Origin of the sequence: Actinophytocola sp. (assembly GCF_035634895.1) — a bacterium.
Lineage (GTDB): Bacteria > Actinomycetota > Actinomycetes > Mycobacteriales > Pseudonocardiaceae > Actinophytocola.
This window is the reverse complement of sequence record NZ_DASQCC010000085.1, coordinates 44,764-60,631: the sequence shown is the minus strand read 5'-3', so window position 1 is coordinate 60,631 and position 15,868 is coordinate 44,764. Positions and strand designations below refer to the sequence as shown.

General features: G+C 72.0%; 14 protein-coding genes. 6 read left to right on the top strand and 8 right to left on the bottom strand.

Annotation, left to right across the window (positions count from 1 at the left end; translation table 11 throughout):
* Positions 1–47: 47 nt before the first annotated feature.
* Entirely contained in the window at positions 48–908 is an 861-nt protein-coding gene (locus VET29_RS11865) for a TetR/AcrR family transcriptional regulator (RefSeq protein WP_324919123.1), read from the top strand.
* Positions 909–935: 27 nt separating this feature from the next.
* Here the strand turns inward: VET29_RS11865 and VET29_RS11860 are convergent, their stop codons facing one another.
* From VET29_RS11860 to VET29_RS11850, 3 genes are all read right to left on the bottom strand, one after another.
* Positions 936–2,294 carry a cytochrome P450 gene (locus tag VET29_RS11860; RefSeq protein ID WP_324919121.1) on the bottom strand — a complete coding sequence of 453 codons (1,359 nt, stop codon included), beginning with the start codon at positions 2,292–2,294 and terminating at the stop codon, positions 936–938.
* 105 nt (positions 2,295–2,399) lie between these two features.
* Entirely contained in the window at positions 2,400–3,404 is a 1,005-nt protein-coding gene (locus VET29_RS11855) for a MerR family transcriptional regulator (protein WP_324919119.1), read from the bottom strand.
* A gap of 3 nt (positions 3,405–3,407) precedes the next feature.
* Positions 3,408–4,079, bottom strand: coding sequence for a HEAT repeat domain-containing protein (locus tag VET29_RS11850; RefSeq protein WP_324919199.1), 672 nt, complete (start codon positions 4,077–4,079; stop codon positions 3,408–3,410).
* A 117-nt stretch (positions 4,080–4,196) separates the two neighbouring features.
* On the opposite strand from VET29_RS11850, the gene VET29_RS11845 reads away from it, so the two are divergent.
* Both VET29_RS11845 and VET29_RS11840 read left to right on the top strand, forming a co-directional pair.
* Positions 4,197–6,566 carry a glycosyl hydrolase family 95 catalytic domain-containing protein gene (locus tag VET29_RS11845; RefSeq protein ID WP_324919117.1) on the top strand — a complete coding sequence of 790 codons (2,370 nt, stop codon included), beginning with the start codon at positions 4,197–4,199 and terminating at the stop codon, positions 6,564–6,566.
* 81 nt (positions 6,567–6,647) lie between these two features.
* Entirely contained in the window at positions 6,648–7,391 is a 744-nt protein-coding gene (locus VET29_RS11840) for a hypothetical protein (protein ID WP_324919115.1), read from the top strand.
* Positions 7,392–7,468: 77 nt separating this feature from the next.
* Here the strand turns inward: VET29_RS11840 and VET29_RS11835 are convergent, their stop codons facing one another.
* A complete protein-coding gene (locus tag VET29_RS11835; protein WP_324919113.1) occupies positions 7,469–8,848 on the bottom strand; it encodes a gluconolaconase in 1,380 nt (459 codons plus the stop codon).
* 178 nt (positions 8,849–9,026) lie between these two features.
* On the opposite strand from VET29_RS11835, the gene VET29_RS11830 reads away from it, so the two are divergent.
* Positions 9,027–9,824 carry a class I SAM-dependent methyltransferase gene (locus VET29_RS11830; RefSeq protein ID WP_324919111.1) on the top strand — a complete coding sequence of 266 codons (798 nt, stop codon included), beginning with the start codon at positions 9,027–9,029 and terminating at the stop codon, positions 9,822–9,824.
* 6 nt (positions 9,825–9,830) lie between these two features.
* Here VET29_RS11830 and VET29_RS11825 read toward each other — a convergent pair whose 3' ends face one another.
* Positions 9,831–10,934, bottom strand: coding sequence for an FAD-dependent monooxygenase (locus VET29_RS11825; protein ID WP_324919109.1), 1,104 nt, complete (start codon positions 10,932–10,934; stop codon positions 9,831–9,833).
* 44 nt (positions 10,935–10,978) lie between these two features.
* On the opposite strand from VET29_RS11825, the gene VET29_RS11820 reads away from it, so the two are divergent.
* Positions 10,979–11,551, top strand: a complete 573-nt coding sequence (locus VET29_RS11820) for a TetR/AcrR family transcriptional regulator (RefSeq protein ID WP_324919107.1) — start codon at positions 10,979–10,981, stop codon at positions 11,549–11,551.
* Positions 11,552–11,568: 17 nt separating this feature from the next.
* Here VET29_RS11820 and VET29_RS11815 read toward each other — a convergent pair whose 3' ends face one another.
* The 3 genes from VET29_RS11815 to VET29_RS11805 all read right to left on the bottom strand — a co-directional run bounded on the left by VET29_RS11815 (position 11,569) and on the right by VET29_RS11805 (position 13,956).
* A complete protein-coding gene (locus tag VET29_RS11815) occupies positions 11,569–11,976 on the bottom strand; it encodes a hypothetical protein (RefSeq protein WP_324919105.1) in 408 nt (135 codons plus the stop codon).
* The gene (locus VET29_RS11810; protein ID WP_324919103.1) at positions 11,973–12,776 is read right to left on the bottom strand and encodes an alpha/beta hydrolase; all 804 of its coding nucleotides are present in this window, start codon (positions 12,774–12,776) and stop codon (positions 11,973–11,975) included. Before VET29_RS11810 ends, VET29_RS11815 begins: the two co-directional genes overlap by 4 nt.
* 73 nt (positions 12,777–12,849) lie before the next feature.
* Complete coding sequence (locus VET29_RS11805; RefSeq protein WP_324919101.1) at positions 12,850–13,956, bottom strand: ricin-type beta-trefoil lectin domain protein; 1,107 nt, start codon at positions 13,954–13,956, stop codon at positions 12,850–12,852.
* A 305-nt stretch (positions 13,957–14,261) separates the two neighbouring features.
* Here VET29_RS11805 and VET29_RS11800 point away from each other — a divergent pair, with 305 nt between their 5' ends.
* Positions 14,262–15,455, top strand: a complete 1,194-nt coding sequence (locus VET29_RS11800) for an SPFH domain-containing protein (protein ID WP_324919099.1) — start codon at positions 14,262–14,264, stop codon at positions 15,453–15,455.
* The last annotated feature ends 413 nt before the right edge of the window (positions 15,456–15,868 follow it).

Sequence of the window (15,868 nt, the reverse complement as noted above, 5' to 3'; positions counted from 1 at the left end):
TTCGAAACTTGAGACATAGAGTCCTAAGTCCCGAGGAGGTGGTCCGCGTGGCCGGTTCCGTGCCTGGGCCGACCGGGTTGGGTCGTCGCGCTCGCCGGCTGTCCGACCAGGAGACGGCCGAGCGGATGCTGTCGGCCGCGCTGGAGATGATCAACCGCACCGGCCTGACGGTGAGCCTCGACCACCTCAGCCTGGAGGACGTGATCCGGGAGGCCGGGGTGGCGCGCAGCGCGGTCTACCGGCACTGGCCGTACAAGGACCTGTTCTTCAGCGACGTGGTGACCGAGCTGGCGAAGGCGGCGATCCCGGACGCCGCGGCCAACGACGCGATCGTCGGCCTCATCCAGCGGGTGGTCGCCGAGCGGACCGAGGACCTCGCGTCCCCCGAAGGACGCCACGGCCTGCTCGTCGAGCTGGTCCGCCGGGCCGCGCTCACGGACTTCGAGGCCCTGTACGGATCTGCCCAGTGGCGGACCTACCTGGCCCTGCACGCGACGTTCCTCAGCCTCGCCGACGGCGAGCTGCGGGACCAGGTCCAGGAGATCCTCCGACAGTCCGAGCAGGGGTTCGTCGACCGGGTGGCCGCGTCCTGGCGAAACCTGACCGGCCTGTTCGGCTACCGCCTGCGCCCGGAGTGCGGCGCCACCTTCGCCACGGTGGCGACCATGGCCAGCGCCGCGCTCCGCGGCCTGATCCTGATGGGACTGTCCACACCGGACATAGCGGCCGAGCGGACCGAGGCCCGGCCCTTCGGCGCGACGGAGCCGGCGGAGTGGTCCCTACCGGCGCTGAGCCTGGCCGGCATCGCGTCGTCGTTCCTGGAGCCGGACCCCACGGTCACCTGGGACGCGGAGCGCGTCGACGCGGTCCACCGCGCGATGGCGTCGCTGACCGTGCCCACCGGCTGAGGGTGAGCCGGCCGCCGGTGGGCACGGTCAGCCGGCCGGCCGGCCACGGGGTACCAGGCGCACGCGGATCGGCCTGTCCGCGCCCAGGGTCAGCAGCGGCCGCGGCTCGACCGGCTCCTGGGACGTCAGCTCGATGCGGTACCGCTGCATGGTGCTGGCGATGACGAGCAGCATCTCGGTCAACGCGAACTGGTTGCCGATACACAGGTGTGGGCCGGAGCCGAACGGGAAGTACGCGCTGCGGTCGCGTTTCGCGACCTCCTCGGCGGTGAAGCGCCCCGGGCGGAACTCCTCCGGCTCGTCCCAGAACTCCGGGTGCCGGTGTGCGTGGTAGGAGCTGAAGAAGATCTCCGTGCCGGCCGGGACGCGGAAGCCGCCGATCTCGTCGTCCTCCATCGCGCGCCGCGACCCCAGCCACGCCTGCGGGTACATCCGCATCGCCTCGTCGAGCACGGAGCGGGTGTAGGTCAGCTTGCTGCAGTCGGCGAGCGCCGGTGGCCTGCCCTCCAGCTCGCCGTCGACCTCGCGCAGCACCCGCTGCTGGATCTCGGGGTGCATGCCGAGCCGGTACCACGTCCAGGTAAGCACGTTGGCGCTGGTCTCGTGGCCGGCCCACAGCATGATCATGACCTGGTCGCGCAGCTGCTCGTCGGTCAGGCCGGCGCCGGTCTCCTCGTCCTTCGTCATGATCAGCATCGACAGCAGGTCACCACGGTCCACCTGGTCGGTCAGGTGCTGCATGATCACGTAGTCGATGATCTCCTCGACGATCGCGCTGCTCGCGTGGTAACGCCGATGCCCGGCCGTCGGGACCGACATCGGCACCAGCGGGAACCGCACCCACTCGCCGATCTCGTGGTCGACCGTGTCGATGGCGGCCGCGAACCGGTCGACCACCTCACCTTCCTCGAGCGCGAACAGGGCCCGCGCGACGATCCGCAGCGTCAGGCCGCGCATCTCCTGCGCGGTGTCGATGACCGCGCCGCCCGCGGCCAGCTCGTCCCAGTGCGCGAGGCGTTCCCGGATCACGGCGAGCATGTGCTCGGTCATCGACGCGACCCGCTGGTAGTGGAACGACGGCTGCATCATCCGCCGCATCGACCGCCACTCCGCGCCACCCTCGACGGTCGCGAGCCCGCGGCCGAACAGGTTGCGGGTCATCCTGTACGCCATGGAGTCGCGGGTGTAGACCGCCGACTTCTGTTGTAGCACCCGCCGGATGTGGTGCGGGTGGCGTAGGAGCGTGACCCTGGTGGTGGCCAGGCGAAACGACGTGACGTCGCCGTAGGTGTCCACCACGTTGGTGAGGTACGCCAGCGGCGCCTTCGGGTAGGTCAGCATCGTGCGGACGAAGTTCGCCGGCCCGGGCGGCGTGGGAAGCGGCACGGCAGTCGATCCTGCCAGAGCGGACCCGCCGACGAGGTCCGTTTGGCGGAACCGTCCGGCGCCACACCGCTGTTCTCACGTGCGACAGTGCACCGACGTGCCGGTTCACTGTCGCGATCTGGCGGTCACGAGCGCCGAGGCGATGGCGGCGACGGCCCGGTCGTCGTCGTGGGTCAGCCGGCGCAGGAGGTCCTCCGCCAGCGGCGCGGGCAGCTCGACCAGGGCCTGGGTCAGGCGGATCCGCACCGCCGGGTCCGCGGGGTGCGCGGCCAGCTCGTCGCCCAGTGCGGTCGTGATCCGGTCCGCGGCGGCGAGGTCCTGTGCCAGTGCGCCGAGGACCTCGGCCGCCTCGACGTCGTTCGTGCCCTCGACCACCATGCCGACGAGCGTAGGCACGGCCGCGGGCACGCCGCGGGTGCCCGCGGCCAGGGCGGCGGGCCCGCGTACGGCCGGGTCCGGGTCTCCGAGCGCGCCGGCGAGCACCGCGGTCGCCTCGTCGCCGGCGATCTCGGCCAGTGCCAGGACCGCACGCCGCCTGGTCTCCACGTTCGCCGCGGCCAGGCCGGCCGCCAGGCTCGCCACGCCGTCGCCGCCCGCCCGTGCGAGGGCCCATCGCAGGGCGCCGGCGACGTTCGGATCGGACTCGGCGAGGACCGCCTCGGCCAGCAGCTCGGTGGGCACCGGCACGTCCTCGGCCGGGGCCAGGACGGCCTGCTGCCGGCGAGCGGCGCTCGGCGAGCTCAGCCCGCGCAGGAGCTCGACGACGCGCAGGACCTCCTGCCAGCCGAACGGCGACGAGGCGTCGACCGCGCGGAGCCGGTCGAGCAGCTCCTGTTCCCGCCTCAGCCGGTCCTCGGTCCGGCGGATGAGGTCGCCGACCAGTTCGGCCGGCGCGAAGGCGGGATCCTCCAGCGCGCGGCCGATGTCGCGGAGCGACAGCCCCAGGGACCGCAGGCTCTCCACGTGGAAGATCCGACGAATGTCCTCGGCGGAGTACTCGCGGTAGCCACCCACGGTGCGGCCCGTCGGCCGCACCAGCCCGAGCGAGTCGTAGTGCCGGAGCATCCGGGTGCTCACGCCCGAGCGGCGGGCCACCTCACCGATCAGCATCGGTCAGCCCTGTTCCGGGCCGAGCACGAGGATCCGGGTCGCCTCGTCGACGGCCAGGTCGAAACCGGCGTCCGGGTCGCGGAGGAGCCCCGCCGTGGCGCGGGCATGCGCACGCACCCGCGGGTCGGCACTCGCCAGCGCCGTCCGCAGGACCGGCTCGATCACCTCGCCCAGGGCGACGAGCGCCTGGCTGAGGCTCAGCCGCACGGCCCGGTCGCCGTGGCCGAGCCGCGCGGCGAGCTGTTCGGCCAGCCGGAGCCGTTCCCCTTGTGGCACAAGGACGACGGCTGCCCGCCACGCGCTGCGCGCGACCTCGTCGTCGGCGTCGCCCAGCAACGACGGCGTGATCGCGGGCCACGCGCTCGGGTCCCCGATCTTGGACAATGTGTGCAACGCCTGGCTTCTGGCCTGAGCGTGCGCGGACCGCAGCTCCGCGCGGAGCCTCGGCACCGTGACCTCCACCGGCAGGCGGGTCAGTGCCCAGGTCAGCATGTCGCGCACGAAGAAGTCCGGCTCGACCGCGCACCGGGCCACGAGTGCGTCGACGACGGACTCGTCGGGATGCGTGCCGACCATGAGCACCGCCTGGAGCCGCGTCGACGAGCTGTCGGCCGACAACGCCGCCAGCAGGCGGGTGTCCGGTGAGTTCGGGTGTGTCGTGTTGACGGGGACCACCTCCTGCACCCAGTGAAGACCTTGTCACGGTGTCAAGGTCAAGGCCGTTGTTGACAATTACTAATTATCGAATTTATTGTCCAAACGTCCGATGTTTGCGTCGAAAGGGGACCATCCGTGTCCGCTCCCTCCCGCCGTGACTTCCTGCGGCTCACCGGGGTCGCCGGCGCCGGCGCCGCGATCGGCGGCGCGCGGCCGTTCGCCGCACACGCCGAACCGGCCCGGCCCGTGGAACCCGACCTCGTCCCCGGCGCCGAGGCCACGACGCTCTGGTACCGCACGCCTGCCCGCGAGGACCAGATCATCCGGGAGGGACTGCCGATCGGGAACGGGCGCCTGGGAGCGCTGACCGGGGGCGACCCCGCCGACGACGTCCTGTACCTGACCGACGGCTCGTTCTGGTCGGGCGGCCGCAACGACGTGCCCACCGACGACGGCCAGCTCCCCTACGACGGGACCGGCTTCGGCAGCTTCGGCGTGCTCGCCCAGGTGCGGGTCGCGGTGACCGGCCACACCCCGCAGGCGTACGCGGACTACCGGCGACAGCTCGACCTCAGCAACGGCGTCGTCTCGGCGAGCTACCGGATCGGCGGGGCGCACTACCGGCGTGAGGTCTACGCCAGCCACCCGGACGACGTCGTCGTCCTGCGGCTGACCGCGACCGGCGGCACCCACAGCGGTTCGGTCTCGCTCCTCGGCACCCACGACGAGACCACCGCGGCGGCGGCCCACGAGGCGAGCTTCGCCGGCGCACTGGCCAACGGCCTGCGGTACGCGGCCGCGGTCACCGCCGTGGGCGTCGGCGGCACGGTCTCGGCCAGCGGCGACAAGCTCACGTTCGCCGGCTGCCGGGAGCTGGTGGTGGTGATCTGCGGGGGCACCGACTACTCCCCGGACGCGGCGCGGAGCTTCCGTGACGCCGGGATCGACCCGCTGGCACTCGCCAGGGCGAAGGCCGCCGCCGCGGCCCGTGTTCCCGGCGACCGGCTGCTCGCCACGCACGTGCGCGACTACCGCCGCCTGTACGACCGGATGACCATCGACCTCGGCCCGTCCGCACCGGTGCAGCGCGCACTGGACACGTGGTCGCGGATCGCTGTCCGGTACACGGATCCGACCACGGCCGACCCCGAACTGGAGGCCACCTATGTGCGGTACGGCCGGTACCTGACCATCACCGGGTCACGGGACCGGCTGCCGATGAACCTGCAGGGGCTGTGGATCCACGACAACACCCCGGACTGGTTCGCGGACTACCACACGGACATCAACGTCCAGATGAACTACTGGCTGGCCGGCCCGGCGGGTCTCGGCGAGTGCGCCGTCGCGCTGGCGGACTACTGCGTGTCCCAGCTCCCGGTGTGGACGGACGTGACCCGCAGGCTGTTCAACGATCCGCGCAACCGCTTCCGCAACAGCAGCGGGAAGCTCGCGGGCTGGGCGATCGCGTTCTCCACCAACATCCACGGCGGCAGCGGCTGGGTCTGGCACCCGTCCGGCAACGCCTGGCTGTGCGCCACCCTGTGGCGGCACTACGAGTACAGCCAGGACCGCGCGTACCTGGCGAAGATCTACCCCGTGGTCAAGGGCGCGGCCGAGTTCTGGCGGTCCCGGCTGGTCACCACGACCGTCACCGACCCGGGCGGCGGTTCCCGCGAGGTGCTCGTCGACGACACGGCGTGGTCTCCGGAGCACGGACCGGACGCCAGGGGCAACACCTACGCCCAGGAGCTCGCGTGGGACCTGTTCGCCCAGTTCCGGATCGCCAGCGAGCGGCTCGGGCGGGACGCCGGCCTCGCGGCGGAGCTCCAGCGGATGCAGGCGAAGCTGTACCTGCCCCGCGTCAGTCCGAAGACCGGCTGGCTCGAGGAATGGATGACCCCGGACAACCTGGGCGAGACCACGCACCGGCACCTGTCCCCGCTGGTCGGGTTCTTCCCCGGCGACCGGATCGCCGCCGACACCAGCCCGGCGGAGCTGCTCGACGGCGTGCGCGAGCTGCTGGTCGCCCGCGGCATGGACAGCTTCGGCTGGGCATGCGCGTGGCGCTCGCTGTGCTGGTCGCGGCTCAAGGACGCCGACCGCGCCTACCAGCTGTTCCTGACCGTGCTGCGGCCCTCGATGAACAACGGCAACGGCACGTCGGCGAACCTCTTCGACATGTACAGCCAGGGCAGCTACACGATCTTCCAGATCGACGCGAACCTGGGCGGCGCGGCCGCGGCCCTGGAGATGCTGCTCTACTCCCGTCCCGGCGTGATCGAACTGCTGCCTGCGCTCCCCCACGCCTGGGCTGCGAAGGGGTCGGTCACCGGAGTCGGCGCGCGCGGCGGTTTCGAGGTCGACCTCACGTGGCGGGACGGCAGGGCGACCCGGGCGACGGTACGCAGTGTCGGCGGCACCGCCACCGAAGTGCGTTCGAGCAGCTGGCGGCGGACCATCACACTGCGTCCGGGGCAGTCGGTCACCCTGACCCCCGGCCGATGACCACTGCCGGGCAGCTCACACTTGGGCATCGGCACGCGCGAAATCCCGCGTGTCGCGCGGCCCTGATCGCACACTTGCCGCATGGCATACGTGATCGCGGTCCTGCTGTTGGTGGGAGCGGTGGCCGTACTGACGTCGCCGTGGTCGCGGCGTGATCCGGCGGACTTCACCACCATCGAGCTGGCCTACGCGTGGCGGGGGCCGCGGGGCGCGCTCGGCGGGGCCATGCGCGTGCTCCTGGACGAAGGCCTCGCGCGCCGCGTGCGTGGCCGCGGCCTCAAGCTGACCGACAAGCCGCCGCCCGCGGACCTCGACCCGATCGTGCGGGCCGTGTACGGCGGGCTCGGCCTGCCCCGCGCGGCAGCCGCGCTGCTGGATCTCGAAGAGCTGGGCGACACGTTGCCACCCGTCGCGGCCCGGGTGATCGGCGCGCGGTTGCGGGTCGGCGCGACACGCCGCGTCGTCGGGTCGGCCGCCGCGCTGGCCGCACCCGTCGTCGCGATCATGGCGCTCGCCAGCGGCGCGGGCTACGCGCTGGTCGGGATCGCCGTCAGCTTCGTCACCCTCCTGGGCGCCTGGTGGGTGATGACGTTGCGGGGCACCACCATCCGGGGCGGCCGGACCCTCGCCGCCGCCTCCCGGCCACGGCGGAACCGGCCACGGCGAGGCGCGCTGTCGGGCCTCGTCGGCACCCTCCCGACCGGCTGGATCACGGCCGACTTCGGGGAGACGGCCAGCGGCCTCGCCGTGGACACCGCTGACGTGGACACCGCTGGCATGGACACCGCGGACGTGGGCGGCGGGGGCGACGACGCCGGCCCGTGACACGGCCGCCGATCAGTGCCCGTCGGGCACGAACCTGGTTCCCACGAACGATTGTGCGGGAAGGTCGCGCGCCCGGCTCACCGTCCGGGTGGGACCAGCCGGTAGACCGCGCCGGCCTGGTCGTCGGTGACGTAGACGGCCCCGTCCGGTCCGGCGACCGCGGCCACCGGGCGGCCCCACCGGGAGCCGTCGGCGGCCTGGAAACCGCCGACCAGGGTCTGCTGGTCGCCCAGCGAGCCGTCCTGCCACGGGAAGAACGACACCTCCGGCGCGCGGGGCGGGGACGCGTTCCACGAGCCGTGCACACCCAGTAGCGCGCCGCGGGCGTACTCGCCGGGAAGCCCACCGTCCACGAACGACAGGCCCAGCGGCGCGGAGTGCCCGCCGAGCGACTGTTCGATCCGGGGCAGCGCCGCGCAGTCGAGCTTGCCGCCGTCCGGGTTGGTCTGCACGTCCGCGGTGAACGGCACGTCCGAGAAGTCCTTGCCACTACCGGCAGTGCCGGGATCGGTGTCGGCGTCGGGGTTGCAGTACGGCCAGCCAAGGTCGCGCCCCGGCGTGAGCCTGGCGAGGGGCTCGACGGGGTGGTCACGCACGTACTCCTCGATCACCTTTCCCTTCGACGAGCCCGAGTCGTCGCCGTACGGGCGGTCGAACGGGTACTGGACGTTGTCCCGGTTGTTCACCGCCGTCCACACCGCCCCGTCCGGGGCGACCGCCAGCCCGGTCCCGTTGCGCACCCCCACCGCGAACCGCTCGGGCCTCCCGCCCCCTGGTGGCACCCGCAGGATCGACGCCCGGGGCGGCGTCGCGGCGCGGTCCTCGGCGGAGATGTTGCCGGTGGACCCGACGGAGACGTAGACCGATCCGTCCCGGCCGACGGCGACACTCTTCAACGCGTGGGCGTACCGCCCGCCCAGCTCCGGGCTCCTGGCGTCGGGCAGGCCCGTGACGACCGGGCGCGGATCCCGCGCCGCACCCGCCGCGTACGCGTAGGCGTCCACGCGGTCGCTCTGCGCCACGTACAGCGTCGAACCCGAGAAGGCCAGCCCGTGCGGCTGGTTCAGCCCGTCCAGCAACACCGACTGACGCCCGTCCCGGGTCACCCGGACCACCCTGCCGTCCCGCGGCACCGAGACCAGCAGCGCGTCGTCCGGCGTCCACACCTCGAGCCGTGCCGCCGGGATCCTGGCGAACACCGACATCGTCCATCCCCGCGGCACGAGCGCCTGCCGCGCCACGTCCAGTGGCGCCGCGGCCATCCCGGCCGGGACGGTGACGGTCACCGCGGTCAGGGGCACAGGCGCGGTGGTCTCGGGCGCGGTTGTCTCGGGTGCGCCGGTCTCGGGCGCGCCGGTCTCGGGCGCGGCGGCCGAGCCGGTCGCGCGGCCGGCCTCGCAGGCGGACACGAGCAGGGCCACGGCCGTCACCAGCACGCCGACACGTCGGACAGGCATGAAGCTCCTCGATCGGGAGGGGACACGGGCCACCGACGGTAATACGTCCCGAAGCACGACCGTGTTCACAACGGACCGAGATGCGTCCTGCGCTCAACCACGGACAGCTGATCCGTGGCTGTCGCCGTCACACGGCGGTTCGATGGGTCTGGCCGGCACGCTATCGGAGGAGACGCGCTTGACACCGCCTGAGCGATATGGCGAGCGACTGCTCTCGCCCGGTTCGTCCGACGAGCGACGGCGTCTCGTCGCACTGGAGCGGATCTCGGACGACGACACCATCCGGTGCCTGGAGAAGATCCCGCTCGGCCCTAGCGCGCGGTGCCTGGAGGTCGGGGCCGGCGCCGGTTCGGTGGCGTCGTGGCTGGCCGGCGTGGTCGGCCCCGCCAACGTCACGGCGACCGACGTGGACACCCGGTTCCTGGCACCGCTCGCGCAGGCAGGTGTCGAGGTGGTGCGGCACGACGTCGTCACCGACCCGCCGCCGGACGGCGAGTTCGATCTGATCCACATTCGTCATGTGCTGGAACACCTGCCCGGCCGGGACGGACTGATCCGGAAACTGGCTTCCTGGCTGGGCGACGGCGGATGGCTGGTGGTCGAGGCGGGCTTCCACGTTCCCGGGATCGGTGGTCACCCCGCGCACGCCCGGCAGAAGGCCGCCCGCTCGCGGTTGCTCGCGGAGAAGATCGGGACGGACCTGACGTGGGCGACCACTCTGCCCGCCCCGCTGGTCGCCGCCGGGCTGGCCGACATCCGGCTGCAGGGATCGCTGCGGCCGTGCCGCGGTGCCACCGAGTCGGCGGAATTCGACCGGCTGACCCTCCTGAGCATGGGCGAGGACCTCGTCGGGTCGGGCCTGCTCTCCCGGCAGGAGGTCGACGAAGCGCTGGCGCTCTACGAGGACCCGGCGTTCGTGGACTACTCCGCCGGCGCGGTGGCCGCATGGGGAAGGCGTCCGCCCCGGCACGGGTGAGCCGGCTCAGCCCGCGGCGGCCCGGATTCGCTCGTTGCGTGCCTCGATCGCCGCCCAGGTCGCCGGGAGGACCAGGTCGGCGCCGGAGCCGACGGTCGCCTGGCCCTTCCGCACGTACGGCCGCAACCGGGCCTCGTAGCGTTCGAAACCGGCCGTGAGGTCGCCCTCGTCGAGCTCCTCGGCGAGGAAGTACGTGCCGAGCAGTGCGAGCGAGGTGCCGCGGCCGGAGAGGCCCGAGGCGGCATGGGCGGCGTCGCCGACGAGTACCACGCGACCGCGGTGCCATGCCGGCATGTGGATCTGGCTCGCGGAGTCGAAGTACAGCTCCGGGTCGGCGGTCGCGGCCGCGACCAGCTCGGGGATCCGCCATTCGTCGTGTCCGGCGAACGCGTCGGCGAGGATCTTCTTCTGCGCGTCCAGATCGTGGTGGTCGTAGTCGATCGGGTCCGAGCGGAACAGGAAGACGGCGAGTGCCCGGTCGCGGTAGCGCATGATGCTCGCCAGGTGGCCGGGGAAGTTGTAGGCGGGGTTGGGCTGGCCGTCGTCCCCGGCCGCGCCCGGCAGGTCGGCGATCGCCGCGTAGCAGCCCAGGTGCCGGGTGAACCGCGCCTCGGGGCCGAAGACCAGGCGCCGGACCGCCGAGTGCAGGCCGTCGGCGCCGACGACCAGGTCGAACCGCTCGGCCCCGCCCGAGAGGAACCGCACGTCGACACCCTCGCCGTCGTCGGTGAGCTCCACCACGGAGTCACGGAAGCGGACGGTCGCCGTCGCCGGCAGCGCCTCGACGAGCAGGTTCGCGAGGTCCTCGCGGGCGATCTCGATGTCCTCGTCGGAGTCGCTGGTCTCCCGCAGCGGCAGCGGTGCCAGCACCGATCCGTCGGCGTCGACGAAGACCCCCAGCTCGCTCATCCGGAGCCGCTGGTCGCGGATCCCGCCGAGCAGGCCCATCTTGTCCGCGATGCCGATGGCGTCACCACGCACGTCGATGGGAGAACCGTTGACACGGAAGTGTGATGATCGCTCGATGACGGTCACGTCGTGCCCGCGGACACCGAGGTTGACCGCGGCCGAGAGGCCCGCGACACCCGCACCCGAGACGAGAACCTTCATGTCTTCTCCTCAAAGCTACTATTCGACGCGAGGGAGGGAAACCGATGAGTGGCAGCCGGCCGGGTGGACGCACGGCCCGCGTGCGTGCGCAGATCCTGGCGGCGACGCTCGAGCTGCTGGCGCGCGACGGGCTCGCCGGCTTCCGGTACGAGGAGGTCGCGGAGCGGGCCGGCGTGCACAAGACGAGCGTCTACCGCAACTGGCCGGACCGGGACGAGCTGATCGTCGACGCGCTGGCCGAACACGCCGAGCTCGAGGTGCCGCTGCACGACAGCGGTGACCTCCGGGAGGATCTGGTCACCTTCCTCCTCACGCTCGTGGCAAGGCTGGACTCCCCGGACGGCCGCGCACTGGTGAGCGCGATGCACGAGCGGGACCGCCAACAGGTCGGGCGGGCCGTGCGTGGCGTCCTCGACCGGCGTGTCGCACTCGTGCGGAAGCGGCTCGAAACGGCGGCGGAGCGCGGCGAGCTGAAACCGGTGGATCCGGTGTTCTTCGCGCAGCTGGTGTCCGGGCCGGTGCACATGCACCTGATGGGCGCCGGCCAGGAGTTCGGCCGGGCCGAAGCCGAACGTGTCGTCGACGTCGTGCTCGCCGGGCTCCGGGCCACCGACTGACGACCGGGACTCCCCGGTCAGGAGGTCCGCCGCAGGGCGCCGTGTCCGTTGTGGACCCACGGCTCCTCTTCTCGGCTCGGGGACGGTTCGAGCAGCTCGACGATCACGTGCCCGGTCGCCCGGTCGCCGTCGTTGCGAATCCGATGTGGACGCATGGGGGCAGCCGTGCCGACCGTCTTGTACAGCACGAAACCCGGCCCGGCATCCTGGACGAGCCCCCAGTCCTGGTCGCCGAGCTCCTGTCCCTGGGACACGCCACCGTCGAGCCAGATCACGACATGGTCGTGGCGGTGCTGGTGGAAGTCGAACATCCCGCCGGGTTCGAGGGTCATCCGCCACACCCGCACCCGCTCGTTCTCGAACAGCAGCGTGTCTCCCGGCGCCGACGGCCATTCGTGGCCGTCCGCATCGCCCGACGTGGTCATGCCGACTCCCTTCCTGGTTCGTCTGGTGCGTGTGCGAGCACGAACCGGCGCACCAGCCCGGCGGTCGTCTCGCGCTGTTCGAGGGTGAGCCCGTGACGACCGCCGTCGATGAGCTCGAGGGTCGCCCCGGGGATCTGCCCGGCGACGAACTCCGCCGTCGTGGCCGGCACCAGCGGGTCGTCCGTCCCGTTGATCACCAGGGTCGGGGCGGTGATCTCGGGCAACCGGTCCGCGCAGTCAAGCGTCCGGATCGCGTCCTGCCGCCGCTCGCTCAGCATCGCCGAGCCCCGCAGCAGGGACTGCACCTGGTGCACCAGAGCCGGCTCACGGCGTTGTCCCTCGGGTGAGATCACCGCGTCGAGCATGAACTTCGCCCGCTCGTCGGGGCTCATCGCGATGATCTTCTCGGCGACGTCGCCCGGCGCGCTCGGCGGCGCGGAGACCAGCGTCAGGCTGGCGACCCTTTCCGGATGCTCGATCGCGACGTACATCGCGATGGCGCCACCCAGTGAGGCACCCATCAGGTGCGCGCGTTCGTAGCCGAGCGCCTCGATCAGGCCGGCGCAGTCCCGCGCCAGGGTCGAGATGGTGTACGGCTCCGGATCGGCCACGGTGTCGCCGACATCGCGCTGGTCGTAGGCGATGGCCCGGATGCCGGGACCCAGCAGTGGCCGGAACGGGTCGTACTGGCGCCGGCTGCTCTCGCCACCATGGACAAGCACCACAGGTTGGCCGGCACCCGACGCCACGTAGGCGACGGAGAGCCGGCCGACCTCGATCTGGCCTTCGGTCTCGCTCATGCCAGCACCGTAGCACGTATTGCAACTATCCGTTGCTTTAAGGGGTGCCGGTGACGTCGTGCCGAGGAGTCGCCTACCGCGCCGACCAGCGCTGCGCGCCGGTGCTGTTGCACTCGTAGAGCTGGACGAGCGTGCCGTTCACCGTGCCGCTGGAGGTCACGTCCACGCACTTGCCGGAGCCCGCCCCGACGACGGAACCGTTGGCGTTGAACGTGAAACGCTGGGCCGCGGTGCCGTTGCACGTCCAGATCTGGATCTTCGTCCCGTTGGCCGTCCCGTTGCCGTCGACGTCGAGGCAGCGGTCGCCGTAGACGCGGAGCTCACCGGCGGCGGTGCGGGTCCACTGCTGGTTCACCCCGCCGTGGCAGTCCCAGATGTGGACCTGCGCGCCGGGGGTGGTGCTGACGCCGGAGACGTCCAGGCACCGGTTCGACTGGGGGTTCACCAGCGACACGGCGGTGCCGACCGGTGGCAGCGACGGGGCGAGGCTGCCGGGCACGGACTGCAGCGCGGAGTACCAGCGTGCGCCCATCTTGTCGTAGCCGCCCGCGGTGGGGTGCACGCCGTCGGCCAGGTCGGCGGTGGTGATCGCCGAGTGCATGTCGACCAGGTGGGTCATCGAACCCTTCTGCGCGACGATGCCGGGGATCGCGGCGTTGTAGGAGTTCACGCGTGCTTCCAGCGTCGGGTCGCTCTCCGGGGTGATCTGCGCGACGAACAGCTCCACGGTGGGCGCGTTGGCGCGGATCTTGTCGATCAGCGCGGACAGTCGCGCCGGGGCGTTCGCGACGTCGTAGTTCTGGTTCATGTCGTTGGTGCCGATGTGCAGCAGGATCGTGCGCGGCGTGCTGGAGCCCAGCCAGGCGACGATGTTCGCGTCGAGCTGGTCGATGCGCCAGCCCGAGTGGCCCTCGTGGTCGTGGTCGCCGAGGTTGTTCGGCCCGTTGAAGCCCGAGCCGACGAAGTCGACCGTGTAGCCGCCGGACGCCATGCGCTGCCACAGGTTGATCCGGTAGCCGCCGGGCACGTTGTAGCCGTCGGTGATGGAGTCGCCGAGCGGCATGACACGCACGCCGCCGTTGGACTCGGCCTGCGCGGGCGCGGACACGCCGACGCTCACCCCGACCGCGAGAACTACACCGAGCGCGGCGGTACCCAGCCGCCGAAGGGTCCACCGCATGCCTGATCTCCTCGCCATCGAGTGCCCAGGATTCGCCTGATATCAGAGAAGTGACGGGGCGACGCCGGTGTCAAGACATCCGAGGAATCATGTCTCGGGTTTCGTCCACTCGTCCTCGCACCCGGGGCCGGCGCGCCAGGCCGTGGGCGGTGTGGGGGCGGCGACCCGTCACCGGGCGTGCCGGTGTGCGGACCGTGGGGAGACGCGGTGCCCGATCGGGCGGTAAAACAGCCGATCTCCCGGCTCTGCCGTGGTGTTTCGACCTAGACTTCGGCGCGTTGCAGGTGTTCGTGGGAAGGACAGGGATGGGGATCATCGCCAAGCTCAAGGGTGAGCTCGTCGACATCATCGAATGGTTCGACGACAGCCGGTCGACGCTCGCCTGGCGCTTCCCGCGCTACGAGAACGAGATCAAGAACGGCGCGGAGCTGATCGTCCGCGAGGGACAGCGGGCGGTGTTCGTCTACCGCGGCCAGCTCGCCGACCAGTTCGGCCCCGGTCACTACGAGCTGGTCACCGAGAACCTGCCCATCCTGTCGACCCTGCAGGGGTGGTCGCACGGGTTCCGCAGCCCATTCCGCAGCGAGGTCTACTTCATCAACACCCGTCCGGTCACCGACCTGCGCTGGGGCACCCCATCCCCGGTGACGGTACGTGACCCCGACTTCACGATGGTGCAGGTCCGTGCGAACGGGCTCTGTGTGTTGCGCATCGCCGACCCGGAGATCTTCCTGCGGGAGGTCATCGGCACCGACTCCTCGGTGTCCACCGAGGAGATCGCCGAGCTGCTACGCCGGGTGATCAGCCAGGCGTTCGCCGACATGGTCCTCGAGACCAGGCTCGGCGTGATCGACCTGCAGGGCCGCCAGACCGAGCTGGCCGGCAAGCTCAAGGAGTACGTCCAGGAGCGGGTCGACGACGAGTTCGGACTCCGGATCGACGACATCGTCATGACGATCACCCTGCCCGAGGAGGTCACCCAGGCGATGACCCGCGGCGTGGCCCGCGGCGTCGAGCAGGCCCGCTACCTCGACAACGTCGGCCCGATGGACCGCCTCCAGCAGGGCGCCGCCGCCGAGGCGATGGTCGCCGCCGCACACAACGAGGGCGGCGGGGCTGGCAGCATGATGGGCGCCGGCCTCGGCATGGCCCTCGGCCAGCAGATGGGCAACATGATGGCCGCCGGCACGCAGCAGTACCAGCAGGCCCCGCACCAGCAGGCTCAGTACCAGCAGGCCGCGCCGCCCGCCGGGCCGCCGCCGCTGCCCGGCGCCCAGCAGTTCCATGTCGAGATCAACGGGGCCGCGGCTGGGCCGTACACGCCCGACCAGCTGCGTCCTTTCGTTGCGGGCGGGCAGCTCACACCCGCCACGCTCGTGTGGGCGAACGGCATGGCGGGCTGGGCCGCGGCACAGGCCGTACCCGCCCTCGCCGCCCTGTTCGCGCCGGCCGGGCCGCCGCCGCTGCCCGGCGCGTCGGAGCGGGGTGGCACCGCGTGAGCGGCCCTCCCCCGCTGCCTCCTGGCCCGCCGCCGTTACCCGGCCCGGACCACTCCCGGCAGTGGCAACCGGGTGGGCCGCAGCAGGGCCCGCCACCGCTGCCCGGCCCTCCGAACCAGGGCCCGCCGCAACAGCCTGGCAGCCCACACCAAGGCCCACCACCGCTGCCCGGAACGCAGCAGCAAGGGCCGCCGAACCAGCCATGGCCCCGGCAACCGGATGGCCCGTGGCAGGGCTCGCCGCAACAGCCCGGCGGCCCGAACCAGGGCCCGCCGCCACTGCCCGGCACCCAACACCAAGGTCCGCCACCACTGCCCGGCCCTCCGCAACAGCCTGGCGTTCCGTACCAGGGCCCCCCGCCGCTGCCCGGCACCCCGCACCAAGGCCCACCGCCGCTGCCCGGCGGTCCCCAA